This window comes from Yersinia sp. J1 (assembly GCF_050586585.1).
GTDB lineage: Bacteria > Pseudomonadota > Gammaproteobacteria > Enterobacterales > Enterobacteriaceae > Yersinia > Yersinia entomophaga.
This window is the reverse complement of the sequence record NZ_JBOBDP010000002.1, coordinates 13,802-37,431: the sequence shown is the minus strand read 5'-3', so window position 1 is coordinate 37,431 and position 23,630 is coordinate 13,802. Positions and strand designations below refer to the sequence as shown.

Below are 23,630 nucleotides of genomic sequence, written 5' to 3'. Positions count from 1 at the left end.
CAAGAATGCGTCAAAAACTACAGCATACGGAACAGGTCTGCTTCGCCCAAGCCAACACAAAGCTGTTTCGTTTGCAGTGCCTCCAACAGGAAGCCAACTTTTATCGCTCGAAAGGTTATTCTACAACGTGTGGAAACATAATGCTGCGTTTATATATACCCTTATTAATTGAAATTCTGGCGTTGTTGGGGCATTCACCGCCCAAATTGCTGATGTCGATCAGCTTATCGGGATTTATCGGATTATTGCCAGCCAACAGCGCCAGTCAATCAGGATACCGCTCAGATTAATGAATTCCACCAATACGGCTTAAACGCACACCCGTTGGCCATTCACCTTCCTGCTTTTCAAAACTCATCCAGATAGCAGTGGCTTTACCCACCAGATTGCGCTCAGGGACGAAGCCCCAGAAGCGACTATCCGCACTATTATCCCGGTTATCACCCATCATAAAGTAGTGACCTTCCGGAACCACCCAAACGCCAAGCGGCTGGTCTGGCTGCTGATAATAAGCACCAATCTGATCGTTCCGACCCGGCACCATCAGAATCTGATGGGAAACCGGCCCTAAACTTTCGCTGCGCTGACGCAAACGTACACCATCATCTGGAACCGGCTTATTGGTCGGAATCTGGAAGAATCCGGCCGAAGACTCGCCCATACCGCTGAAGCGGAAAGTCTGGACGAATTCGCTCGGCACAGATTCGCTGTAAGTAATGGCTAACGCGCTATCACAAGAGTGACCAGTATTGCAGGCTGGCTGCACCGTTACTTGTTTGGCAATAGGATCGTAACTAACCCGATCTCCCGGCAAACCAACCACACGCTTGATGTAATCAACCCGAGGATCCAGCGGATACTTAAATACCACCACGTCGCCGCGTTTCGGATGTCCCGTTGGGATCAGCGTCGTCTGGGTAATAGGATCTTTAATGCCGTAGGCATACTTTTCCACCAGAATAAAATCGCCGATCAGCATAGTTGGCATCATCGATCCAGACGGAATCTGAAATGGCTCATAAATGAATGAACGCACGATAAACACCAGCGCCAGCACCGGGAAAATCGAAGCACAGGTCTCGATCCAGCCAGGCTGACGAGCAACTTTAGATAAAGCTTTCTCATCTACCGTGCCCGCTGTTTGGGCATTGATAGCCGCAATTTTTGCCTGACGTGCCGGCGCCCATTTGAAACGCTCGAAACACCAGATAATCCCTGTGACCAGCGTAGCTACGGCCAGAATCAAGGCGAACATGTTAGCCATTCAAACTCCTTACAACTTATTTTCCGTCTTTGCCAACGTGCAGAATGGCCAGGAAAGCCTCTTGTGGCAACTCAACGTTACCCACCTGCTTCATACGTTTTTTACCGTCTTTCTGCTTCTGCAACAGCTTTTTCTTACGGCTAACATCACCGCCGTAACACTTCGCCAATACGTTTTTACGCAGCTGTTTCACGGTTGAACGCGCAATGATGTGGTTGCCGATAGCCGCCTGAATTGCAATATCGAATTGCTGGCGCGGAATCAGCTCTTTCATCTTCTCGACCAAATCGCGACCACGATATTGAGCGTTGTCACGGTGAGTAATCAGAGCCAGTGCATCAACACGTTCGTTGTTGATCAAAACGTCAACGCGGACCATGTCAGAGGTCTGGAAACGCTTGAAATTATAGTCCAGGGACGCATAGCCGCGTGACGTTGATTTCAGGCGGTCAAAGAAGTCCAGCACCACTTCTGCCATCGGGATTTCGTAGGTCAGCGCCACCTGGTTACCGTGGTAAACCATGTTGGTCTGTACGCCACGTTTCTCGATACACAGTGTAATAACGTTACCCAGATACTCTTGCGGCAACAGCATATGACACTCTGCGATAGGCTCGCGCAACTCTTCAATGTTGTTCAGTGCCGGTAGCTTAGACGGACTATCAACATAAACGGTTTCCTGACTAGTGGTAATCACTTCATACACTACGGTTGGCGCAGTGGTAATCAGTTCCAGATCGTATTCACGTTCCAGACGTTCCTGAATGATTTCCATATGCAGCAAGCCAAGGAAACCACAGCGGAAACCAAAACCCAGCGCAGTAGAACTCTCTGGTTCATAGAACAGAGACGCGTCGTTCAGGCTCAATTTACCCAGCGCATCACGGAAGCTTTCGTAATCATCAGAGCTGATTGGGAACAAACCGGCATAAACCTGCGGTTTCACTTTCTTAAAGCCCGGCAGGGATTTTTCCGCCGGTTGACGAGCCAGCGTCAGCGTATCGCCGACTGGCGCGCCAAGAATGTCTTTAATCGCGCAGACCAACCAGCCTACTTCGCCACAGTTCAACACTTCGCGGTCAATACGTTTTGGCGTGAAGATACCCAAGCGGTCAGCGTTATAGGTCTGGCCAGTGCTCATCACTTTGATCTTGTCGCCTTTGCGCAAGGTACCGTTTTTAATACGGATCAAAGAAACAACGCCCAGATAGTTATCGAACCATGAGTCGATGATCAGCGCCTGTAATGGAGCTTCCGGATCGCCCTCTGGCGGCGGAATATCACGCACCAGACGCTCAAGCACATCAGGTACACCAACACCGGTTTTCGCCGAGCAGCGCACGGCGTCAGCAGCATCGATACCGACGATATCTTCAATCTCTTCCGCTACGCGTTCAGGATCGGCGGCTGGCAGGTCGATTTTGTTCAAAACCGGAACCACTTCCAGATCCATTTCCATCGCGGTATAGCAGTTGGCTAATGTCTGGGCTTCAACGCCCTGCCCAGCATCCACCACCAGCAGTGCGCCTTCACAGGCCGCCAGCGAGCGGGAAACCTCATAAGAGAAGTCTACGTGACCGGGAGTATCGATAAAGTTGAGCTGATAAGTTTGACCGTCCTGAGCACGATAATCCAAGGTCACGCTTTGTGCCTTGATGGTAATCCCGCGCTCACGCTCCAGATCCATGGAATCCAGAACCTGCGCGGCCATTTCGCGCTCACTTAAACCGCCACAAATCTGGATAATACGGTCAGACAGCGTCGACTTACCGTGGTCAATATGGGCAATAATGGAGAAATTTCGTATATGCTTCATTATAAAAGTTTTTCTGCCTTGGTATTTCTGAATCATTCGCCTATGGACACACGCATGGACATAAAGCGACAGTCAGTATTGTAAGTTGTTAGGTTGGCTGTCTTTCGCCTAAGTCGCGGTATTCTACATGTCAAGACAATGAAAACCTAGTCATCCTCATGCCAATCCTTACTATTATCCTTGCTTTCAGATGAAATCAAGTCGCTCTGTCAGGACACTCCTCGAGAGCAATAGCGGCCCATCATTGGCATTAATATGAATACCGGAACCGCGAGTCGCTCGGCTTAAAGGATAGTCGCATTAAAGCTTAACGCGCCGTATTTTTATGTTGCTGATTTATATCAGAGTTTAAATCCATTTAAATAAAGTGGTTATTGGGCGGATTTGGGAGATATGCTCAAAGAAACCTACGTCATTCTCTTCTTGGCTCTCCTCCTAAGTCACTTATTATTTTCTCATTGAGGTAACTGATGTCTTTTCAGAAATACCCATTCACTTTAGGAAAAACCTCATATCGTCAATATTCGCCTCACCTAGAATATAAAAATCACCTTGGAATAACCTAAATGGTGAAACCGTTTTATCGCCATTAAGGAGGTCTGATGATCGATGAAGGCCCAATTCTCAGCCGCCACGAGTTTAGTAAGAAAAACTCAAAACTGACACTGGCTTCCGTCGCCTTTATTATAGTAATGACACTGGTGATTATCACATTGGCAACGGCAACCAATGTATTTTCTACGCCTTCAATATTATTGGTGTTGTGCATTCTGCTGGCGGCATTATCCCTGAGCGTCCTGCTTTATTCCCGGTTATATATCACGCCGGACTTTACCTATTTCTTATATGAGAATGGCGTTCGGGTATTTAATCATTACAGTGAAAAAGTTTATTTCATTCCTTTTGATAAAATCACGCATATTTACCATTTCCACTTGGGGATTAATCCAAGGGGAAAGATAAACGCAATGGCATTTCGCGCCTCACACCACCAGCAATGGAATATTATCGTTTCTAATATCATGGGAGCTAACCCCTTGATGCGAAATATCGTTTATCAACAGGTTAGCCATGCTGGCGACGCCTGTCTTACCCGACTATTTCAGGGAGAAATAATCAACTTTGATGTGGTTAACAAAAAACCGTCTTGGTTTAATCAATTTATTGATCATGACCTGGTTGAGGTTATTCCCCATGCCATTAGGCTGAACGCACGCACTTTAACCACGCAGCAACGCGTCATTGATATCGAGAATATACGGAGAATTGAAACTGGGAGTAAGGGCAATAATAACGAGTCGATACGCCTGCTTGATGATGAAGGGAGTGTTTTATTTTCGATAAATTATGCGGAATTAATCAGCGCAGATCTGTTTATTGCCTTAATTCAACATATGATTCAAAACCGCATACCAGCCTATCACAGCCCGATAAATCACTAATTTGAAATCAATCTTGCTGGATTCTCAGCGCCGTCGGCGGTAAACCTATTTGCAATACAACCGGTTGATAATCAGCCCGCTCCTCAACCTTAGCCGCCAGCCTTCGAGCAAGTAAAAAACCGGCTATTCCGCCTAATACCGCACCAACCGCGGTCATTGCCTCGGTCACAAAGATATTCTGACATAATGCGCCACCGGCAATCAGCCCGAAAAGCGGCGTCAGGTAAACCAACATCGCCGAACGTAGCAAGCTGCCTTCGCTGATTCCCACTTCAACCCGTTGACCCGGTTCAAGCGGTTGATCGATAGCGACTTGAAGCTGATGTTGAGATTCTGGGCCAAGTTTATTCAACAGGTCGCTGCCACAGCCGCCGCGGGCATGACAATTACCGCAGCCGGCATGAGGCTCACAGCGCAGCAACGCTATACCCTGTTGCCACGAAATCACCGTGGCCCATTCCTTCATCATTATTTCTTAGCCTTTAACACAACGCTGCCGGCAATACGTTTCGCCGTAGCGGGAGGAATCTCACCTACAACGGTAATTTCAGCGCCATTGCGTACTTCACTTTCAACGGTACGGCGCCCCTGACGCAAAGATTGCCCGGTCACAGCATTCTTATCGGCCGGGTTTACGTTCACCGTAAAGCTGAACAATCCGTCGGTATACAATCGAGTTTCCGTTGGCGTATCCAGATTCGGTAGAGTTCGACGGCTGCGAGAAACTTCGACCATTCCCGAAGGCAGCCAAGCTGGAGCCCAGACGAAATCGACTTTTTGTTTCGCAGGTAAAGCGAGCAATGGTGGTAGCTCAAGAGCTTTCATACCTTGCAATACCGTTTGAATCGGCGTACCTACCCCCATGGATATCACTCTGAATTGCTCCAGCGTTTCTCCATCGCGATCCAAGAGATCGATGCGCATCGGTAATTTTGTCGTTTCGTCTAGCCAGATAATATAGCTATAGCGCGTGCCATCTTTGGCTACAACACGAATAACCTGGCAGGGGCGATCGGCTACGCGCGCTCGCCCCACGGCAATATAGTCGTAATATTTGGCCAGATTTTTGAAATTAGAAAACACGATGGAAGGCAAAGCATCGACTATGTGATCACCGGCCAGAGTAAAAGGGTCGAAGCCAGGTTCGAAATAGCTAATTTCAGTACCGCGCTGAAGAACCTCGGTGCGAGGTCCATCCATGCGTAATAGCTGAGCTAACGCTTTGCCTTCAGATATAGCATGGCGATAACGAAGAGAATCAATCCCTTGGTTATTGACATTAATATAGCCTAGCTCATAGTTGAGTGACTGACTGGCACTGCCCATTTCTTGCAACAACGCCTCTGGTTCATTTTGAGCAGAGGCGATTATTGGCACGAACAGGCCGCCCGTCAGTAAACAGACGGATAACAAAAGTTGCTTCATTACTGCTGTTGCATTCCTAAGGACTGAGTTCCAGGCACCTGAATAGCGGCTTGCGGCGATACAGACTGTTCTTGTTGTAGCGGATCCTGCGGTAAACGGCGCTGCAATTCAAAATCCTGGCTCAGCATATCGACACGGCGACGCTGTTCCTGAACCTGCTTTTGCTGACTGTTGCCAAAAGTTCCATCAACCGGCACACCAAAACTGACTGGCGATGCTTTGCCCATCATTGGCAAGGTATTAAAGGCCGGAGATTCAGACTGCATAGTGTCTGTTGCTGGCTGGTTGTATTGCTGAACCCCCACAATCACCGCCAGAGAAACGCAGGCAGCCATGCCAACTTGGGTAAGTTGACTAGCCCAGGGACGCACTTTGTTCCAGAACGGCATTTTCTGCCAGAGATGCGGCTGAGGTTGAGATTCAGGCACGGCAGCTGGTGCGAAGCGGACGGGTTCATCTTTCAGTGCAGCAGCCACGCGGCTAGCAATATCAAGATGAATGACTTCACCAACGTCACCGCGCAGAGTGTCACGGATTAAGTGATAACTCTGCCAGCTTTGTTGCAGTTCGTTATCTTTTGATAAAGAACTCATCAGTTCGCTATCAAGAGTTTCACCATCCATCAGAGCGGAAAGCTTTTCTTTCTGCATGCCTAAATACCCTTTATGTGTCCGCTATCGCTGAATCAGCGGCTGAACTTTGTTATCGATAGCTTCGCGAGCACGGAAGATACGCGAACGAACGGTACCGACCGGGCAATCCATAATGGCGGCTATTTCTTCATAGCTCAAACCATCCAACTCACGCAAAGTAATCGCCATCCGGAGATCCTCCGGGAGTGACTCTATGGTACGAAAAACTATCTGCCTCAATTCCTCAGACAACATTAAGTTCTCAGGGTTCGAAATTTCTTTTAATGCGCCCGCATTTTCGTAATTTTCAGCATCATTTGCATCCACATCACTGGATGGTGGACGACGTCCCTGAGCGACTAAGTAATTTTTTGCCGTGTTGACGGCGATACGGTACAACCATGTGTAGAAAGCACTATCGCCACGGAATGACTCCAATGCGCGATAAGCCTTTATAAAGGATTCTTGTACCACATCAGGGACATCGCCCTGAGGTACGTATCGAGATACAAGGCTCGCCACTTTATGCTGGTAACGAATAACCAGTAAATTGAACGATTGTTGGTCTCCTTTTTGGACCCGCTCAACCAGCATTTGATCCGTTAACTGCTCGCTCATCCGAGGCAAACTCTCCCGAAATATATCCCCACGCTAAAAATCGTACTGCCAGTCATATCATTACCTTCCTGAGCAAGCACTTGCTTGGAGTTTAATTAAAAAGCAAAGTTCCCTATTGCCCTGTTTTTCTTTCGATATCCTTTCAATATCTGATACCCGTAGCTTTTGCTCGGGCAGATAGGCTACCATGAAAATCACCCTTCTTCTGCACACATCATACGTTATGTCATCATCATCAGAACATGTTAGCGATGTATTGATCATCGGAAGCGGCGCTGCGGGCCTGTCACTGGCGCTGCGCCTTGCACCACACTGTAAAGTTACCGTTCTGAGCAAAGGCCCGCTGAACGAAGGCGCAACCTTTTATGCTCAAGGCGGAATTGCAGCCGTTTTTGACGAAACCGACAGTATCAGCTCACATGTTGATGACACGCTGATTGCCGGGGCCGGGCTGTGCGATAAAGATGCCGTCGAATTTATTGCCAGTAACGCACGCAGCTGCGTGCAATGGCTTATCGATCAGGGCGTACTCTTTGATACCGAAACCAACGCCAGCGGCGAAGAACGTTTTCATCTAACCCGTGAAGGCGGTCACAGCCACCGACGCATTCTGCATACAGCCGATGCTACAGGTAAAGAAGTAGAGACTACCCTGGTAGGTAAAGCAAGCACCCACCCCAATATTTCAGTGAAAGAGCGCCGCAATGCCGTGGACTTGATCACATCGAATAAAATTGGCCTGCCGGGAACCAAGCGGGTCGTGGGTGCTTATGTCTGGAACCGCGAGCTGGAAAAAGTGGAAACTTATCGCGCTAAAGCCGTGGTGTTGGCTACCGGCGGCGCAGCTAAGGTTTATCAATATACGACCAATCCAGATATTTCCTCCGGTGATGGTATCGCTATGGCCTGGCGTGCCGGTTGCCGCGTCGCCAATCTGGAATTTAACCAGTTTCACCCGACCTGCCTGTTCCACCCACAGGCGCGCAATTTCCTGTTAACCGAAGCGCTGCGCGGTGAAGGAGCCTACCTAAAACGCCCTGACGGCACCCGCTTTATGCCTGATTTTGACGCGCGAGGCGAACTGGCACCGCGAGATATCGTCGCCCGAGCCATTGACCATGAAATGAAGCGGCTGGGTGCCGATTGTATGTATCTGGATATCAGCCATAAACCAACTGAATTCGTGATGCAGCATTTCCCCATGATCTACCAAAAACTGCTGTCTTTGGGCATCGACCTGACCAAGGAAGCTATTCCCATCGTTCCGGCAGCGCATTATACCTGCGGCGGCGTGATGGTCGATCAGCATGGTCGAACCGATTTGGACGGGCTGTACGCCATTGGGGAAGTGAGTTACACCGGGCTGCATGGAGCGAACCGCATGGCGTCTAACTCATTGTTGGAATGTCTGGTTTACGGCTGGTCGGCATCTGAGGATATTTTGATGCGTTTACCCCACGCCAAATTAGCCAAACATCTGCCTGAGTGGGATGAAAGCCGAGTTGATAACTCCGATGAACGCGTAGTAATACAACATAATTGGCATGAATTAAGGCTATTTATGTGGGATTACGTCGGCATCGTACGTACGACCAAAAGGTTGGAACGCGCCCTGCGCCGCATCAATACTTTGCAGCAGGAAATCGACGAATATTACGCGAATTTCCGTATTTCCAACAACCTGTTGGAATTGCGTAATCTGGTGCAAGTCGCCGAACTTATCGTGCGCTGTGCGATGGAAAGGAAAGAAAGTCGCGGCCTGCATTATACGCTCGATTATCCAGATCTACTGGAAAATCCGCGCCCGACCATCCTTCAACCCTGATATTTCCGTATTCTGTTAAGGGCACTTCAGTGCCCTTAGTTTCTTTATCTATTTGTCACAATGAATATTTCACAACTAATAGTTAAGATAAAAATCACCAATTAACTGACAAAATTCAGGTGAATACACATCCTCCGCCTGACGCAAAGGTAAATGCTGATGTAGCTTTTCTCCATCCTGACGAGATAAAACCAGCAACATTCGGTGCAATGACTTACCGGGTCTGTCTCGCACATCAACCTGTTGCCGCACAAACCAACCTTGCTGAACGGCCGACGCTGCCAAATCCTCACCAATGCTGTGCGGTAATACTACGCAGAAGCGACCTTCCGGCGTGATCAATCGTTCAGCGCTACGCAACAACGCTTCGTGAGTCAGGGATCCGGTATAACGCGCAGTATTTCTCGCTTCATCACGGCAGGCCACCGCCGGAGAAAAGTAAGGCGGATTACTGACGATTAGATCATATTGATGAGGATGGTGTTCTGCGAATGCATTTACATCGGCACTATAAATACGAATTCGATCGTGCCAAGGAGAAGCCTGCGCGTTTTCAGTAGCCTGCTCCGCCGCCTCGCTTTCCAGTTCGACGCCGTCGATCAAAACTTCCGAAGACGATCTCTGAGCGATCATCAAAGCAATCAACCCACTACCACAGCCGATATCCAGCACGCGCCGAGCCTGTTGTAACGGTACCCATGCGCCGAGTAATACTCCGTCAGTGCCTACCTTCATGGCGCAGCGATCGTGAGCCACAAAAAACTGTTTAAAGGTAAAACCACCGCGACGTAAACTCGGTTTTATTTTCAATTGTTCGCTCACATTAATCACCAGAATCTTTAACTGGCGTAGCATAGGACAATATGATTGAAGGTAAAAGACATCATTCCCGCTTAAACAGGTGAAGAATTCGGCTAACCCGTCTATAATCGGCGCCCCAAGTAGAGGAAGACCATGACTGTAACCAATTTTTCCGAACTCGATCTCGACGAACGCCTCATTGACGCCCTGCGCGACAAAGGCTATGAGCGCCCTACCGCCATTCAGGCTGCGGCTATTCCGCCAGCTATGGACGGACGCGACGTATTGGGTTCGGCTCCCACAGGTACGGGCAAAACTGCCGCCTTTTTGCTGCCAGCCTTGCAGCATCTGCTGGATTTTCCACGCAAAAAATCCGGGCCACCGCGCATCCTGATTCTGACGCCAACCCGTGAGCTGGCGATGCAAGTTGCCGATCAGGCCCGAGAACTGGCCAAACACACTCAGTTAGACATCGCGACCATCACCGGTGGCGTGGCCTACATGAACCATGCTGAAGTCTTCAGCGAGAACCAGGACATCGTGGTTGCGACCACTGGCCGTTTACTGCAGTACATCAAAGAAGAGAACTTTGACTGCCGTGCGGTAGAAACCCTGATTCTGGATGAAGCCGATCGTATGCTGGACATGGGCTTTGCGCAGGATATCGAAACTATCGCCGCGGAAACTCGCTGGCGTAAGCAGACATTACTGTTCTCAGCCACGCTGGAAGGCGAAGCGATTCGCGAGTTTGCCGAGCGTATTCTCGAAGAGCCAGTAGAGTTGGAAGCCGATCCGTCTCGCCGCGAGCGTAAAAAAATCCAGCAATGGTACTATCGCGCAGACAATATCGAACACAAAACTGCCCTGTTGGTTCATTTACTGAAACAGCCGGACGTGCAGAAATCCATTATCTTCGTGCGTACCCGTGAAAAGGTGCACCAATTGGTGAGCTGGCTACGTGAAGCCGGTATTAACGCCTGGTTCCTCGAAGGTGAAATGGTTCAGGCCAAGCGTACCGAAGCGGTTATTCGTTTAAGCGATGGTCGCGTCAACGTATTGGTAGCAACGGACGTGGCGTCTCGTGGCCTGGATATCGACGATATCAGTCATGTATTTAACTTTGACCTACCGCTCACAGCGGACGTCTATCTGCACCGCATTGGCCGTACCGGTCGGGCTGGTCGCAAAGGCGTGGCGATTTCTTTGGTTGAAGCACATGATCATTTATTGCTGGGCAGAATTGGTCGTTATCTGAAAGAACCACTGAAACCTCGGGTCATTGACGAGTTGCGTCCAACCAGTAAAGAGCCAAGCGCCAAATCTACCGGCAAACCGTCGAAAAAGGTTTTAGCGAAGCGTAAAGAGCTGAAGGCGGCCAACAAAGAAAAAACCAAGGTTAAAGTGCGCCACCGCGATGCTAAAAATGTCGGTAAGCGCCGTAAACCAAAGAATAAAGCTGACGCTTAACGCGCAGGTTTATTCCACTGGACAGCAAAAAGCCGCTTGTTAAAGCGGCTTTTTTTATGGGTAAACTCATCCACGGATTTTGTCTTGCTGAAGGATAATTTCATCAAGATCCCCAATTTCCGTCCAAAATCGAGCAAATTAAATCCACACTGTTTATCTACAAAACAGGCACTTAACACACGGCCGTTGCTCTATCGCTGCGGCGCAGTCTCAAGGCTGTTTCTGGTATAATTCAGCCTGTTTATTTGCCCGTAGCCATTCATTCAACTGCTGGTATTTCCTCTGCATTTCATTGGTCTGTAGTTTTTGCGGCGTCATTGCAAAATACTGCTGAAAATGAGCCCCCTGCTTATTACGCAACTCAGCATTCGCGCCGGCCTGTAACAAACGTAGCGCCAATTCTGGCGCATTGATTTTACCAGCCAAATGCAGCGGTGTGTCTCCCAGGCGATCCGGCAGGTTAGGATCGGCACCCGCAGCCAATAACATCATCACCTGCACTTCTCGCCCAGCCATCACCGCCGCAGCCAACGGAGTTGCCGACGTAATACTATTGCGCGCATTCGGTTTCAACCGACCATCTAACAATATTTGTAAATAATGAGCATCCTTAACGCTCGCCGCAGTATGTAAGGCACTGTTGCCTTGCAAGCCGGGCTGGAACGGATCGGCATGAAGTTCCAGTAACGCAGCCAGGCTTTCCGGCTGCTGATTCAAGATCGCCCATTGCAGCAAAGTGATCGATTGATCCCCCCGCTGCTGCAAGATTTTTTCAGAAGCGAGCTGCTGTATCTGCGCGACATCACCACGATAAATAGCTTCGGCAATCGGCGTTACTTGTGGATCGTTAAATACATTTTTACTCTCAGTCATCGCCAATCCCTCAAAACTCATAAGCGATATCAATACACCGCAAACAGTGTAGCGAATATACCGCAGGCAACTGTTCATCGGTGTTCTATCAGGCATTTTTCAACTCCCAGGGTTTTTGCTCGCTCATGGAAGACAGAACTTTATCAATTCTATGAGCAGCCAGACTGCGTGAAAGATGTTTATGCGGCAACCAATCGTCCAGACCACTTAGCTTGTCGTTATTCGCCAGCGTGATTTTATGGCCAATGGCATTCGGAATTATAGACGTCGATTCCTGCGTGTCAGTGAGCATGTCATATTGTTCGCTATAACGGCGAATAGCTCCACTTTCAGCTTCACTTTTTGCCTGAGCCGGATTGATCCCTAAACGATTTAGCGTGTGATCCGATACGCCAGCCGCGTTAAAGGTTACCGCAACGGTCGCCGTCGCTAATGCCGCCGTTGCCGCCAATCCACCGCCCAGCGAGTGACCGGTAATCACCAAGGCTTCGCCAAAGGCCATTTTCGCGGTTTTACCTAAGGCAACAGCCTGATTATATTGAACATCGTCATAGCCAGTGGCCTGTCGAACGTTGCTCAGCCAATCTCGCATATCATTGGTGCCGGCAAAAGCCAGAACATACTGCTGCTGATTCGAATAGATTCCAGCCTGAAAACCAGAGGCGCGGTCAGACAAACTAGCAGGATCGATACCCGCTTTAAGCAGATCAGCATCACTTAAACGCTGGAATCCGTCCAGATTAGCCCCGGTTGGCCTATAAACATCTTTAGCCAACAGCGCCAGCGAGTAATCGCTTTTCTGAGATGCTTTACCCTTTCCTATCACTTCAGCTGATTTTAGCGCCGCAGACTGCTCGCTCCGGGATAAACCAAGATCGGAAACCATTGATTGATAGAGATCGTTACTTTCCCGTGTTGCAGCAGAAAACACCGCATTTTTGGCTGTCACAACGGCAGAAAAAGTTGACTCAGTTTCAGTTGAAGTGCTCGCCGTTCTGACCGAATTCGATGGAATAATTGGATTAGACAGAGTATTTAACGGCGAAGCTACGGAAAGACTCAGTGGCATAGTCATTACGACTCCTTGTCGACAGCAAAATTAAGCGAACACCTAACGGGTGTAACTTGGCTATCGGCAGGTCGGATGAGTTCTTTATGAGAAAAGATAAGAATGACTTATTGAATACCGAAAAGTGTGAAGCCGCTCAGGCTTTACCTTAGAAAAGACGGCGCACAATAAAAAAGGGAGCCAAAGCTCCCTTTTCATTAAACTCTCACGGCTAAAACCCTATAAATTACAGGCTTTCAGTGAAAGTACGAGTAATAACATCGCGTTGCTGCTCTGGAGTCAGTGCGTTGAAACGTACCGCATAGCCAGAAACACGAATGGTCAGCTGCGGGTATTTTTCTGGATGTTTAACAGCATCTTCCAGAGTTTCACGGCGCAGAACGTTAACATTCAGGTGCTGACCGCCTTCTACACGAACGGTAGGCTGAACTTCCAGCGGAACTTCGCGGTATTCAATCTGACCTAATTCGCTAGCAGGAACGATTTGATCTTCTGCATAGTCAGCTTTAGCGCATACGCAGCGCAGTTCGTTTTTCTCGTCGTCTAACAGCCAAAAAGAGTTCAGCAAGGCTTCATTGTTAGCTTTAGTAATTTGAATACCAGTAATCATTTGGTGCCTCCGTAATACGGCTAAAATTCCAGGAATGGAAAAGTGACGTTGGTTATTTGGTAAAACCATTGTTCTCTTATTGTTCTATATACCAGTCAAATCACCGTTATTCTTTGACTTAAATCAAGATTTACAGCCCAGCACTTTACGAGCTGTGGGCAAATTTATGTTTTATATCAATTTTATCAAATACCAACGCAACAATTATTTTTGTAAATTTTCAACAAAAATTACATTAATTGGCGCTATTTTAAGCGACATCTACACCGTAAACTTTTAACAGTTTCCCTGCTCAACGCTAACCGGTAAGCTGAGCAACATAAATTTTCAGCAAAAACAAAGGAGAGTCTCATGACCACCTCCCTCACTTGGCACGACGTAATTGGTCAGGAAAAGCAACAACCCTACTTCCAAAATACGCTGGCTCAGGTCGCCGCCGAACGTCACGCGGGGAAAATCGTCTATCCACCGCAAAAAGACGTATTTAATGCCTTTCGGTTAACCGAACTGGATCAGGTAAAAGTCGTGATTCTCGGCCAGGATCCGTACCACGGCCCAAATCAGGCCCATGGTTTGTCCTTCTCGGTGCTGCCCGGCGTACCGGCGCCACCGTCGCTGGTAAATATGTATAAAGAGCTGGCTACCGATATTCCCGGCTTTGAACGCCCCAATCACGGTTTTTTACAAAGCTGGGCGGAACAGGGCGTATTGCTGCTAAACACCGTTCTCACCGTCGAAGGTGGCAAAGCGCATTCACACGCCAATTTTGGCTGGGAAACTTTTACAGATCGGGTGATTGCCGCATTAAACCAGCATCGGGAAGGAATTGTATTTTTACTTTGGGGGGCTCACGCGCAGAAAAAAGGGCAAATTATCGACCCGCAGCGCCATCATATTTTGAAAGCCCCGCATCCTTCCCCACTCTCCGCCCATCGCGGCTTTTTTGGCTGTAAACACTTCTCACAGGCCAATCAACTATTGATAAAACAGAATTTAGCGCCTATCGACTGGCAACCTAAATTTCCAACTACCTGATTGAACTCGTAAAAAAGGCACCGTTAAGGTGCCTTTTGCTTGATTGGGTAGCCTTAAGCTTTCGCTTTGGAAACCGCAACCATCGCCGGGCGCAACAGACGGCCATTCAGCGTATAACCCTTTTGCATCACCATCATCACTTGGTTCGGCTCATGATCGGCAGACTCAAGCATAGTCATCGCCTGATGAACTTCCGGGTTGAAAGGCACATTGGTTTCACCCACAACTTCGATACCGTATTTGCCCACTGCATCCAGTAAGGATTTCAGCGTCAATTCGATACCTTCGATCATTGATGTCAATTCGGTATTGGAGCGATCTGCTGATTCCAGAGCACGTTCCAGATTATCAATCACCGGGAGTAAGGATGATGAAAATTTCTCTAACGCAAATTTATGCGCTTTTTCAATATCCAATTCGGTACGGCGACGGATATTCTCAACTTCAGCTTTCGCGCGTAACAGGCTTTCGCGCTCACGCTGCAAGGCGTCAGCCAATTGGGTTTCCAGCTCTGCAACCCGCGGATCAACACCGTCACTAGTCTCTTGTGCGGCTCCCGCTTGCTGCTCGACTGCTTGTTCCATTTCTTCCGAGACTTGCTCGTTAGGCGTTTTCTGTTCTTTACTACTCATGGATATCTCCGCGTTTTAGCATTAATCTCGCTACTTGGCTTATTATGGGGATCAAAACCGGGGATTCAAGGGAACCGGTCACAATGTAGGGCACAAACAGGCTCTACTGAGGAAAACCACGGCAATGAATAAAAGATTCAACTGTATTGGTATTGTCGGTCACCCACGTCACCCGGCCGCTCTTGCTACACACGAAATGCTCTACCATTGGCTAAAATCCAAGGGTTATGCCGTTATGGTTGAACGGCAAATTGCCCGCGACCTCAATTTAACCAACGCCGTTACCGGCAGTCTGGCTGAAATTGGTCAAAAAGCCGATCTGGCGGTGGTGGTCGGCGGCGATGGCAACATGTTGGGCGCAGCGCGCGTCTTAGCTCGATATGATATCAAAGTGATTGGCGTCAACAGAGGAAATCTGGGATTTTTAACTGATCTAGACCCGGATAACGCGCAACAGCAACTTTCTGACGTTCTGGAAGGCGAATATCTCAGCGAACAGCGATTTTTGCTGGAAACTCAGGTTCGGCGAGCCAATCAACAATGCAGAATGAGCACCGCGATCAACGAGGTGGTACTACACCCCGGAAAAGTCGCGCATATGATCGAATTCGAAGTGTATATCGACGATCGTTTTGCGTTTTCCCAACGATCCGACGGCCTGATTATTGCCACTCCGACGGGTTCTACGGCTTACTCACTCTCCGCCGGCGGCCCGATATTGACGCCGACGCTGGACGCCATAGTTTTAGTGCCCATGTTTCCACACACGCTTTCCGCGCGACCCTTGGTTATCAACAGCAGCAGCACCATTCGATTGAAATTCTCCAAGATTAGCAGCGATCTGGAAGTGAGCTGTGACAGCCAGATCGCCCTACCCATTCAGGAAGGTGAAGAAGTCCTGGTTCGACGCAGCGATTTCCACCTGAATTTGATTCATCCAAAGGACTACAGCTATTTCAATACCTTAAGCACCAAGTTGGGTTGGTCAAAAAAATTATTCTAAAAAGTTATTTTGCCACTTTACTGTATATAAAACCAGTTTATACTGTATTCAAATACAGACATGTGTTTATGTACAGGAGATTTACCATGCTGGCCCAACTGACCATCAGTAATTTTGCTATTGTGCGCGAGTTAGAAATTGATTTTCAGCCCGGATTAACCGCAATTACTGGCGAAACCGGCGCAGGCAAATCTATTGCTATTGATGCATTAGGATTATGCTTGGGTAGCCGTGCAGATGGCAGCATGGTGCGTCTAGGCGCTTCCAGAGCCGACATCTGCGCTCGTTTCTCATTAGCAGACACCCCAACTGCTCGCGCATGGCTTGAACATCACCAGTTGGATGACAGCAATGAATGTCTGCTGCGTCGCGCTATTGGGGTCGATGGCCGTTCGCGGGGCTTTATCAACGGCACTGCGGTTCCTCTTTCTCAACTAAGAGAGCTGGGGCAACTCCTGATTCAAATTCATGGCCAACATGCTCACCAGCTGTTATTGAAATCAGATCACCAGAAACAGCTACTGGATGCCTATGCCGATCAACCGGCATTGCTAGCTGAAATGAAAACGGCCTACCAACTGTGGCATCAGAGCTGCCGTTCGCTGGCCTTGCATCAGAAGCAATCCCTTGAGCGTGATGCTCGTCATCAACTGCTGCAATATCATCTTAAAGAGCTGAATGCCTTCGCGCCGGTGCAGGGCGAATATGAGCAGATCGATGCTGAATACAAGCGTCTGGCTAACAGCGGTCAGTTGATTTCTATCAGCCAGCAGGCTCTACAGTTGCTTTCTGATGATGAACAACAAAATATTCTCAGCCAGCTTTATACCGCCAAACAGCATATTACCGAACTGGCAGGCATGGATGAGCAGTTCAACAATTTATTGAATATGCTGGAAGAAGCATCGATCCAGATTAGCGAAGCAAGCGATGAATTGCGCCATTATGGTGAAAAGTTGGATATGGATCCGAATCGCCTATATGAACTGGAACAGCGACTATCACGCCAGCTTAATCTGGCTCGGAAGCACCACATTGCGCCGGAAGAACTTCCTCAGCTTCATCAACAGCTACTGGATGAACAACAACTCCTTTCGCAACAGGAAAGCGATCAGGAACAGTTAAGCGAAACGGTCAATCTTCACTATCAGCGCGCATTGGCATTGGCAAATCAGCTACATCAGGCTCGTCAGCATTATGCAGAAGAGCTGGCCACCTTGATTACCGAAAGCATGCACCAGCTCTCTATGCCGCATGGCCGATTTGCCATTGGTGTGCATTTCGAGCCGGAACACCTCAGCGCAGAAGGGGCAAGCCGTATAGAATTTAGTGTGACCACAAATCCAGGGCAACCTTTGCAACCTTTGGCTAAAGTTGCCTCCGGTGGCGAGTTATCGCGTATCGCATTAGCTATTCAGGTTATTACTGCTCGCAAAATGGATACGCCAGCACTCATTTTCGATGAAGTAGATGTCGGTATCAGCGGGCCAACGGCGGCGATTGTCGGTCAACTGTTGCGTCAGTTGGGGGAATCCACTCAGGTCATGTGTGTGACCCATCTTCCGCAGGTTGCAGGTTGTGGCCATCAACACTTCTTTGTCAGTAAACAAACGGATGGCGCAGAAACCGAAACACAGATGCATAAGCTGGATAAAAAAGCCCGTTTGCAAGAATTAGCGCGCCTGTTAGGCGGTAGCGAAGTGACGAAAAATACCCTGGCAAACGCGAAAGAGCTGCTTGCTGCATAAAAAAGCTCAACTTTTTTGCATTCAGGAGGTCATATTGAAGCCTTGTAAAGGTTTCCAACTGCTGCAAGGTCTATTATCATCGTCATCCTATGCCCTAAAGGAATGTGATTACTATGCGCTGTAAAATGCTGACTGCCGCCGCTGTAATGCTAATGATGCTTACCGCGGGTTGTTCCACGCTGGAAAAGGTGGTCTATCGGCCTGATATTAATCAGGGTAACTACCTGTCACCTAACGATGTATCCAAAATTCATAAAGGTATGACGCAGCAACAGGTGGCATACACACTAGGTACTCCGATGCTGCAGGACCCGTTTGGAACTCAAACCTGGTTCTACGTATTCCGCCAGCAGCCGGGACACGAAAAGGCTACACAGCAGACGCTGACCCTGACGTTCAACAGCAGCGGTGTTCTGACTGATATTAAAAATGAACCAGCGCTGAGCGGAAATTAATTTTTTCGTCGATCATGCTAGTGGTAGAGAAGGAAGATAGAGAATCACCTTCGATATAGCGCTAACGGATAAATGCCATTGGCGCTGATCTTCAATCAGACTGGCTTTATCCGTCATGCTTCAGGGCTGATAAAAAGTGAGGCGCACAACGCGCCTTATTTTTTTGCTTTTTCAGCGCGGATTCGACGTAACTCTTTGGGATCAGCAATTAACGGACGATAAATTTCGACTCTATCGCCATCATTAACTCTGTCACCCAATTTTACGGGGCGACTGTAAATCCCCACTTTGTTTTTTTGCAGATCAATATCAGTACGCAACGCTAAAAGCCCCGAGGCCTCAATCGCTTGCTCAACCGTGCTGCCTTCCGCGAGGCTCACCTTCCGAACATACTGACGCTCTGGCAAGGCATAAACGACCTCAACGTAAAGATCAGGCACTGTAGACCTCTTTTGCACGCTGGGTGAATGCTTGCACCATATTCCCCGCTAGCTCTTTAAACACTTTGCCAAAAGCCAATTCAATCAGCTTGTTAGTAAATTCAAAATCCAGATGCAGCTCCACTTTACAGGCATCAGGGCTTAATGGCGTGAAATGCCAACCGCCCATCAGCTTACGGAAAGGTCCGTCAACCAACTGCATGTTGATACTTTGGTTATCCGTTAGCGTATTACGCGTGGTAAACGTCTTGCTGATACCCGCTTTGGCAACATCTACCGCCGCCGTCATTTCATTATCGCAAGCGTCAAGCACCCGGCTCCCCGTGCAGCCAGGCAAGAACTCTGGGTAAGAGCAAACATCATTAACCAGTTGGTACATTTGTTCTGCACTGAATGGCACTAATGCAGAGCGACTAATCTGTGGCATAACATTTCCTGAGAGACATAAAACGCACGGATAATACCATTTATCTGGCAACTGACAAAAAATCAACGGCGCATAAACGGTAATAAAATCGACAAAATAAGGCCGCAGCGCACGGGAAAGGATTTCATTCGTCAACGCATACAGTATAATGATCAACACTATGACAAAGAAAAAAGCATACAAACCCGGTTCCGCAACCATTGCGCAAAATAAGCGCGCCCGCCACGAATACTTCATCGAACAAGAATTCGAAGCTGGCCTATCGCTGCAAGGTTGGGAAGTAAAATCTCTGCGCGCTGGTAAAGCCAACATCAGCGATAGCTACGTCACGTTTAGAAACGGTGAGGCCTTCCTGTTTGGGGCCACCATTACCCCACTAAACGTCGCGTCTACACACGTTGTTTGCGAACCTATGCGTACCCGTAAACTACTGCTGAATAAACGTGAGCTTGACTCACTGGTCGGCAAAGTTAATCGCGACGGTTTTACCGTAGTGGCTCTTTCCGTCTATTGGAAAAATGCCTGGGTTAAAGTTAAAATCGGCGTCGCAAAAGGCAAGAAAGACCATGACAAGCGTGATGATATTAAAGATCGCGAATGGCAGGTTGATAAAGCCAGAATTATGAAACACTCTAATCGTTAAGTCTCTGGCTTAACAGGTTATAGTTCTGGTATACTACAGAAGTTCTTTGGGGCTGATTCTGGATTCGACGGGATTCGCGAAACCCAAGGTGCATGCCGAGGTGCGGAGGCCTCGTAAAAAACCGCAAAAAAAATAATTGCAAACGACTCGCAATACGAATCTGCTGCTTTAGCAGCTTAATCAGCCTAAGAAACTGAAGATTCCCTCTCTCCCTAGCCTCCGCTCTTAGGACGGGGATCAAGAGAGGTCAAACCCAAAAGAGATCGCGTGGACACCTTGCCTGGGGTGAAAGCGTTAAACCCAATCAGGATAGTTTGTTAGTGGCGTGTCCGTCCGCAGCTAACCGGCGAATGTAATGACTGGACTAAGCATGTAGTGCCGACGGCGTAGTAATTTCGGACGGGGGTTCAAATCCCCCCAGCTCCACCAAATTCTTGGTTGATGGTTACCAGAGCCATCCAACGAAGTCCTAGAAGCCCGCATGGCGCAAGCCCTGCGGGCTTTTTTGTATCCTCTCGAGTCTGAAGCCACCTAATTAAATCCAATCCTTTTGGGCCCATTGATAGGCCCAATGAAAACTATTATGGTTTTCGTTGGGCCTACAAGAGCGGAGACTGATCATGGCAAGACAAACCAAGCCGTTGACCGATACGGAAATCAAAGCAGCAAAATCTAAAGATGCAGATTATCTTCTCTATGATGGAGATGGACTGTCACTGCTAATCAAATCGAGCGGCAGTAAACTCTGGCAATTTCGCTACTATCGCCCTTTCACGAAACAACGCACTAAGCAGAGTTTTGGAGCCTACCCTTCGGTCACACTTTCTGAAGCACGGAAGCTGAGAGCAGAATCGCGTGCGTTACTTGCAAAGCAGATCGATCCTCTTGAGCATCAGAAAGAGCAACTCCGGTCTTCACAAGAAGCCAAAACCAACACTTTCAAATTGATTGCCGAACGTTGGTGGAATGTGAAGAAAACCAGCGTAACTGAAAATTATGCTGAAGATATCTGGCGTTCTTTGGAGAGAGACGTTTTTCCTGTTATTGGTGAAATCTGCATTACCGACATCAAAGCCCATACGTTGGTCAAAGCCATACAACCAGTTCAAGCCAGAGGGGCCCTGGAAACGGTCAGGCGCTTATGCCAGCGCATTAATGAAGTGATGGTATACGCTCAAAATACCGGGCTCATTGACGCCGTTCCGAGCGTTAATATCGGTAAAGCCTTTGAAAAGCCTCAAAAGAAGAATATGCCCAGTATTCGTCCAGACCAATTGCCCGAGCTAATGCAGACAATGCGTACAGCAAACATTGGACTTTCAACACGCTGCTTGTTCATGTGGCAATTGCTCACCATAACGCGCCCAGCCGAGGCCTCAGAAGCCCGCTGGGATGAAATCAACCTTGAAGCCAAAGAATGGAAAATCCCTGCGGCAAGAATGAAGATGAACAGGGAGCATATCGTCCCCTTATCAGATGAGGCTTTAGCCATTCTGGAGATGATGAAGCCACTGAACGGTGCTAGGGAGTATGTATTCCCAAGTCGTATCAAACCAACTCAATCAATGAACAGCCAAACAGTAAATGCAGCGCTTAAACGTGCCGGATTAGGTGGAGTACTCGTTTCACACGGCCTACGGTCTATTGCCAGCACCGCACTCAATGAACAAGGTTTTTCACCTGATGTCATCGAAGCTGCGCTTGCTCATGTGGATAAAAACGAGGTGCGTCGTGCCTATAACCGCAGTGACTACCTGGAGCAACGGCGTCCCATGATGCAGTGGTGGGCAGATTTTGTAAGTGCAGCTGATAGTGGAAGTATAATTGAAGGTGGCATTAAAGGATTACGGCTCGTTGGAACTTAATAATTACCACCTTCACTCATATTCTTATCAAAGGTGTGAAGGTGGTAATTTGAACGCGGCTAAAAATAAAATTATTGAGGTAAAAACGTTGCGGCGCGACTCCAGCTAACATTTTCGTAGGGTAAATTTAACATTGGAATCGTTTTTTCTAATGCCTGTTCAGCAGTTCTGACATCACTTTCAGGGTTGATCTGATAGGCACTTTCTAGTTTTACAAGCGTTGTACATTTAGGCATCTGGTCATGAATAAGCGCCCGTTCATGAGTCAGCTCTTCATTGAGCAAACCCCGTGCTTTATGTTCAAGCCTCACCGCTACCACTGTGAATGACTGTAACCGACTGGCGCGAGAATCCCTTACGCGTCTCGATACAATTCATACAGTAATCATAAATATGCTAAAAGGCCATGCCAGGCCTTTTAGCTATAACAGGATATTACAGTTCCGCATCCCAGCTTTTGAAATGACGCATCAATTTTTCAACCGTATGACGCCATTTTGGCGTAGTGGGTTTGCAGACGGTGTTTTGATTACCGAAGAATCCAACCTCATTCACAGCTTCATTTTCGCTGCGGGTTTCAAGCCATTTCACCGGGACAAAATACTCTGACTTATCGGGATCATCGGCATTCTGGCGATACAGTTCGCCATGCTTCAGCACGTCCATCGCGAGTTTTTCGCCGTCTTCAGTGTTGAGCGTAAAACTGCTGGCAGGCTCAACGGCGCTCTGCACAATGCCGACGCCGACATAACCCGTTGCCGGGATTTTTACCCAAACACGATCACCCGGCTGAAGCTGTTTTAAGGTCTGGCTGTACCAGCTTCCACCGCCTGCACTGATGAAACCATAGCGGCGGGCCTCTTCCCAGTTCCGGCTGTTTGGATCACCAAAAGAGACATAGAACTCCCCGTTCCAGGGTTCCTTGGTTTTGGCACTGGCCCCTGCGGTGGCTTGTACGGCGTTGGTTTGTGTTTCGCTCGGATCGATAAGCCAGGCACGGCTTAGGAACTGTTCTTCGCCGTGCTGGAACACCTTAAAGAACAAAACGTTTATAGAGATACCATTCTTACTCAGATAGTCCACGATGCGCTCAGTCGACGGATCCAGCTCCGCTGCCACAATGATGATTTGGTGCGACTGGTTGATGGACTCTTCTTCCAGCTCGGTATTGAAACGTTGCTTAAACGCGTCGCCCAGATTACCGCCACCAGAAAATTTCTCATAAATCTGTGAGAGACGGTCTGCGGTTAAATCATCCACCCACGAAGCGTAATCCAGCGCCTGCGCCACCACTTCACGCGGTGTACGGTCGCGTTTAAGCTCAATTAATATCAGCGAGGCATCCGGCGCAATCGCCAGCAGATCTATACGCCCTTTATCGAGCGTATTTTCCTGATGCCCGATAATCATCCACTGGTCAGAGAGGATGGTAGGATCATTTAAGATCATCTTCTCCAGCAACTGCTCGCTAGAAAGTTTGCTGATGGTCAGCGGCTGAGGGTTATCCCCCACCCGCCAGATAGCATGATGAACCGGCATC

Annotated in this window: 25 protein-coding genes and 1 other RNA gene; 11 read left to right on the top strand and 15 right to left on the bottom strand. The window is 48.4% G+C overall.

From position 1 onward, the window contains the following. Positions 1–5: 5 nt before the first annotated feature. Entirely contained in the window at positions 6–290 is a 285-nt protein-coding gene (locus ACQ4OC_RS04905) for a hypothetical protein (protein WP_064516790.1), read from the top strand. On the opposite strand, the gene lepB is transcribed toward ACQ4OC_RS04905, so the two are convergent. Next, positions 287–1,264: a signal peptidase I gene (lepB, locus tag ACQ4OC_RS04900; RefSeq protein WP_064516788.1), complete on the bottom strand. Its 978-nt coding sequence runs from the start codon at positions 1,262–1,264 to the stop codon at positions 287–289. The genes ACQ4OC_RS04905 and lepB overlap by 4 nt on opposite strands. Positions 1,265–1,280: 16 nt before the next feature. Beyond that, positions 1,281–3,080 carry a translation elongation factor 4 gene (gene lepA / locus ACQ4OC_RS04895; RefSeq protein ID WP_064516786.1) on the bottom strand — a complete coding sequence of 600 codons (1,800 nt, stop codon included), beginning with the start codon at positions 3,078–3,080 and terminating at the stop codon, positions 1,281–1,283. Positions 3,081–3,682: 602 nt separating this feature from the next. Here lepA and ACQ4OC_RS04890 point away from each other — a divergent pair. Next, entirely contained in the window at positions 3,683–4,522 is an 840-nt protein-coding gene (locus ACQ4OC_RS04890) for a hypothetical protein (protein WP_064516783.1), read from the top strand. A 7-nt stretch (positions 4,523–4,529) separates the two neighbouring features. On the opposite strand, the gene rseC is transcribed toward ACQ4OC_RS04890, so the two are convergent. Genes rseC through rpoE form a run of 4 tightly spaced genes read right to left on the bottom strand, consistent with a single transcriptional unit; the run spans position 4,530 to position 7,197 of the window. Then, positions 4,530–4,991, bottom strand: a complete 462-nt coding sequence (gene rseC / locus ACQ4OC_RS04885; protein ID WP_064516781.1) for a SoxR-reducing system protein RseC — start codon at positions 4,989–4,991, stop codon at positions 4,530–4,532. Further along, entirely contained in the window at positions 4,991–5,947 is a 957-nt protein-coding gene (gene rseB / locus ACQ4OC_RS04880) for a sigma-E factor regulatory protein RseB (RefSeq protein WP_064516779.1), read from the bottom strand. Before rseB ends, rseC begins: the two co-directional genes overlap by 1 nt. Continuing rightward, positions 5,947–6,597, bottom strand: a complete 651-nt coding sequence (gene rseA, locus ACQ4OC_RS04875) for an anti-sigma-E factor RseA (RefSeq protein ID WP_064516778.1) — start codon at positions 6,595–6,597, stop codon at positions 5,947–5,949. Before rseA ends, rseB begins: the two co-directional genes overlap by 1 nt. 24 nt (positions 6,598–6,621) lie before the next feature. Then, on the bottom strand, positions 6,622–7,197 hold the full coding sequence (gene rpoE / locus ACQ4OC_RS04870; protein ID WP_004718098.1) for an RNA polymerase sigma factor RpoE: 576 nt from the start codon (positions 7,195–7,197) through the stop codon (positions 6,622–6,624). 223 nt (positions 7,198–7,420) lie between these two features. On the opposite strand from rpoE, the gene nadB reads away from it, so the two are divergent. Further along, a complete protein-coding gene (gene nadB, locus ACQ4OC_RS04865) occupies positions 7,421–9,022 on the top strand; it encodes an L-aspartate oxidase (protein WP_179207930.1) in 1,602 nt (533 codons plus the stop codon). Positions 9,023–9,097: 75 nt separating this feature from the next. Here the strand turns inward: nadB and trmN are convergent, their stop codons facing one another. After that, on the bottom strand, positions 9,098–9,844 hold the full coding sequence (trmN, locus tag ACQ4OC_RS04860; RefSeq protein ID WP_430970992.1) for a tRNA(1)(Val) (adenine(37)-N(6))-methyltransferase TrmN: 747 nt from the start codon (positions 9,842–9,844) through the stop codon (positions 9,098–9,100). 132 nt (positions 9,845–9,976) lie between these two features. On the opposite strand from trmN, the gene srmB reads away from it, so the two are divergent. After that, positions 9,977–11,290, top strand: a complete 1,314-nt coding sequence (gene srmB, locus ACQ4OC_RS04855; RefSeq protein ID WP_064516774.1) for an ATP-dependent RNA helicase SrmB — start codon at positions 9,977–9,979, stop codon at positions 11,288–11,290. A 210-nt stretch (positions 11,291–11,500) separates the two neighbouring features. On the opposite strand, the gene ACQ4OC_RS04850 is transcribed toward srmB, so the two are convergent. The 3 genes from ACQ4OC_RS04850 to grcA all read right to left on the bottom strand — a co-directional run bounded on the left by ACQ4OC_RS04850 (position 11,501) and on the right by grcA (position 13,842). After that, on the bottom strand, positions 11,501–12,163 hold the full coding sequence (locus tag ACQ4OC_RS04850) for an ankyrin repeat domain-containing protein (RefSeq protein WP_064516772.1): 663 nt from the start codon (positions 12,161–12,163) through the stop codon (positions 11,501–11,503). Positions 12,164–12,251: 88 nt separating this feature from the next. Continuing rightward, positions 12,252–13,238, bottom strand: a complete 987-nt coding sequence (locus ACQ4OC_RS04845) for a DUF2974 domain-containing protein (protein WP_064516770.1) — start codon at positions 13,236–13,238, stop codon at positions 12,252–12,254. Between the two features lie 220 nt (positions 13,239–13,458). Then, positions 13,459–13,842 (bottom strand): autonomous glycyl radical cofactor GrcA, encoded by a 384-nt coding sequence (gene grcA / locus ACQ4OC_RS04840; RefSeq protein WP_064516769.1) that lies wholly within the window; start codon positions 13,840–13,842, stop codon positions 13,459–13,461. Positions 13,843–14,193: 351 nt separating this feature from the next. Here grcA and ung point away from each other — a divergent pair, with 351 nt between their 5' ends. Beyond that, positions 14,194–14,877, top strand: coding sequence for a uracil-DNA glycosylase (gene ung / locus ACQ4OC_RS04835; RefSeq protein ID WP_064516767.1), 684 nt, complete (start codon positions 14,194–14,196; stop codon positions 14,875–14,877). A 53-nt stretch (positions 14,878–14,930) separates the two neighbouring features. Here ung and grpE read toward each other — a convergent pair whose 3' ends face one another. After that, positions 14,931–15,509 (bottom strand): nucleotide exchange factor GrpE, encoded by a 579-nt coding sequence (grpE, locus tag ACQ4OC_RS04830; protein ID WP_064516765.1) that lies wholly within the window; start codon positions 15,507–15,509, stop codon positions 14,931–14,933. A gap of 124 nt (positions 15,510–15,633) precedes the next feature. Between grpE and nadK the strand changes: the two genes are divergently transcribed. The 3 genes from nadK to bamE all read left to right on the top strand — a co-directional run bounded on the left by nadK (position 15,634) and on the right by bamE (position 18,715). Beyond that, positions 15,634–16,512, top strand: a complete 879-nt coding sequence (gene nadK, locus ACQ4OC_RS04825) for an NAD(+) kinase (RefSeq protein WP_064516762.1) — start codon at positions 15,634–15,636, stop codon at positions 16,510–16,512. 86 nt (positions 16,513–16,598) lie between these two features. After that, complete coding sequence (gene recN, locus ACQ4OC_RS04820) at positions 16,599–18,260, top strand: DNA repair protein RecN (RefSeq protein WP_064516760.1); 1,662 nt, start codon at positions 16,599–16,601, stop codon at positions 18,258–18,260. A 113-nt stretch (positions 18,261–18,373) separates the two neighbouring features. Beyond that, complete coding sequence (bamE, locus tag ACQ4OC_RS04815) at positions 18,374–18,715, top strand: outer membrane protein assembly factor BamE (protein WP_064516759.1); 342 nt, start codon at positions 18,374–18,376, stop codon at positions 18,713–18,715. 155 nt (positions 18,716–18,870) lie between these two features. On the opposite strand, the gene ACQ4OC_RS04810 is transcribed toward bamE, so the two are convergent. Both ACQ4OC_RS04810 and ACQ4OC_RS04805 read right to left on the bottom strand, forming a co-directional pair. Beyond that, a complete protein-coding gene (locus ACQ4OC_RS04810) occupies positions 18,871–19,155 on the bottom strand; it encodes an RnfH family protein (RefSeq protein WP_049601881.1) in 285 nt (94 codons plus the stop codon). Then, positions 19,148–19,582 carry a type II toxin-antitoxin system RatA family toxin gene (locus ACQ4OC_RS04805; protein ID WP_064518471.1) on the bottom strand — a complete coding sequence of 145 codons (435 nt, stop codon included), beginning with the start codon at positions 19,580–19,582 and terminating at the stop codon, positions 19,148–19,150. The genes ACQ4OC_RS04810 and ACQ4OC_RS04805 overlap by 8 nt, the downstream gene beginning before the upstream one ends. 160 nt (positions 19,583–19,742) lie before the next feature. Here ACQ4OC_RS04805 and smpB point away from each other — a divergent pair, with 160 nt between their 5' ends. The 3 genes from smpB (at position 19,743) to ACQ4OC_RS04790 (ending at position 22,090) form a co-directional block, all read left to right on the top strand. Then, positions 19,743–20,225: an SsrA-binding protein SmpB gene (smpB, locus tag ACQ4OC_RS04800; protein WP_064516757.1), complete on the top strand. Its 483-nt coding sequence runs from the start codon at positions 19,743–19,745 to the stop codon at positions 20,223–20,225. Between the two features lie 48 nt (positions 20,226–20,273). Next, positions 20,274–20,654, top strand: a transfer-messenger RNA (tmRNA) gene (gene ssrA, locus ACQ4OC_RS04795). A 191-nt stretch (positions 20,655–20,845) separates the two neighbouring features. Further along, positions 20,846–22,090 carry an integrase gene (locus tag ACQ4OC_RS04790; RefSeq protein ID WP_430970991.1) on the top strand — a complete coding sequence of 415 codons (1,245 nt, stop codon included), beginning with the start codon at positions 20,846–20,848 and terminating at the stop codon, positions 22,088–22,090. Positions 22,091–22,161: 71 nt separating this feature from the next. On the opposite strand, the gene ACQ4OC_RS04785 is transcribed toward ACQ4OC_RS04790, so the two are convergent. Together ACQ4OC_RS04785 and ACQ4OC_RS04780 are read right to left on the bottom strand one after the other, a co-directional pair. After that, positions 22,162–22,401: a hypothetical protein gene (locus ACQ4OC_RS04785; RefSeq protein WP_430970990.1), complete on the bottom strand. Its 240-nt coding sequence runs from the start codon at positions 22,399–22,401 to the stop codon at positions 22,162–22,164. Between the two features lie 124 nt (positions 22,402–22,525). After that, positions 22,526–23,629, bottom strand: coding sequence for a nuclease (locus tag ACQ4OC_RS04780; protein ID WP_050881667.1), 1,104 nt, complete (start codon positions 23,627–23,629; stop codon positions 22,526–22,528). Between the last annotated feature and the right edge of the window lies 1 nt (position 23,630).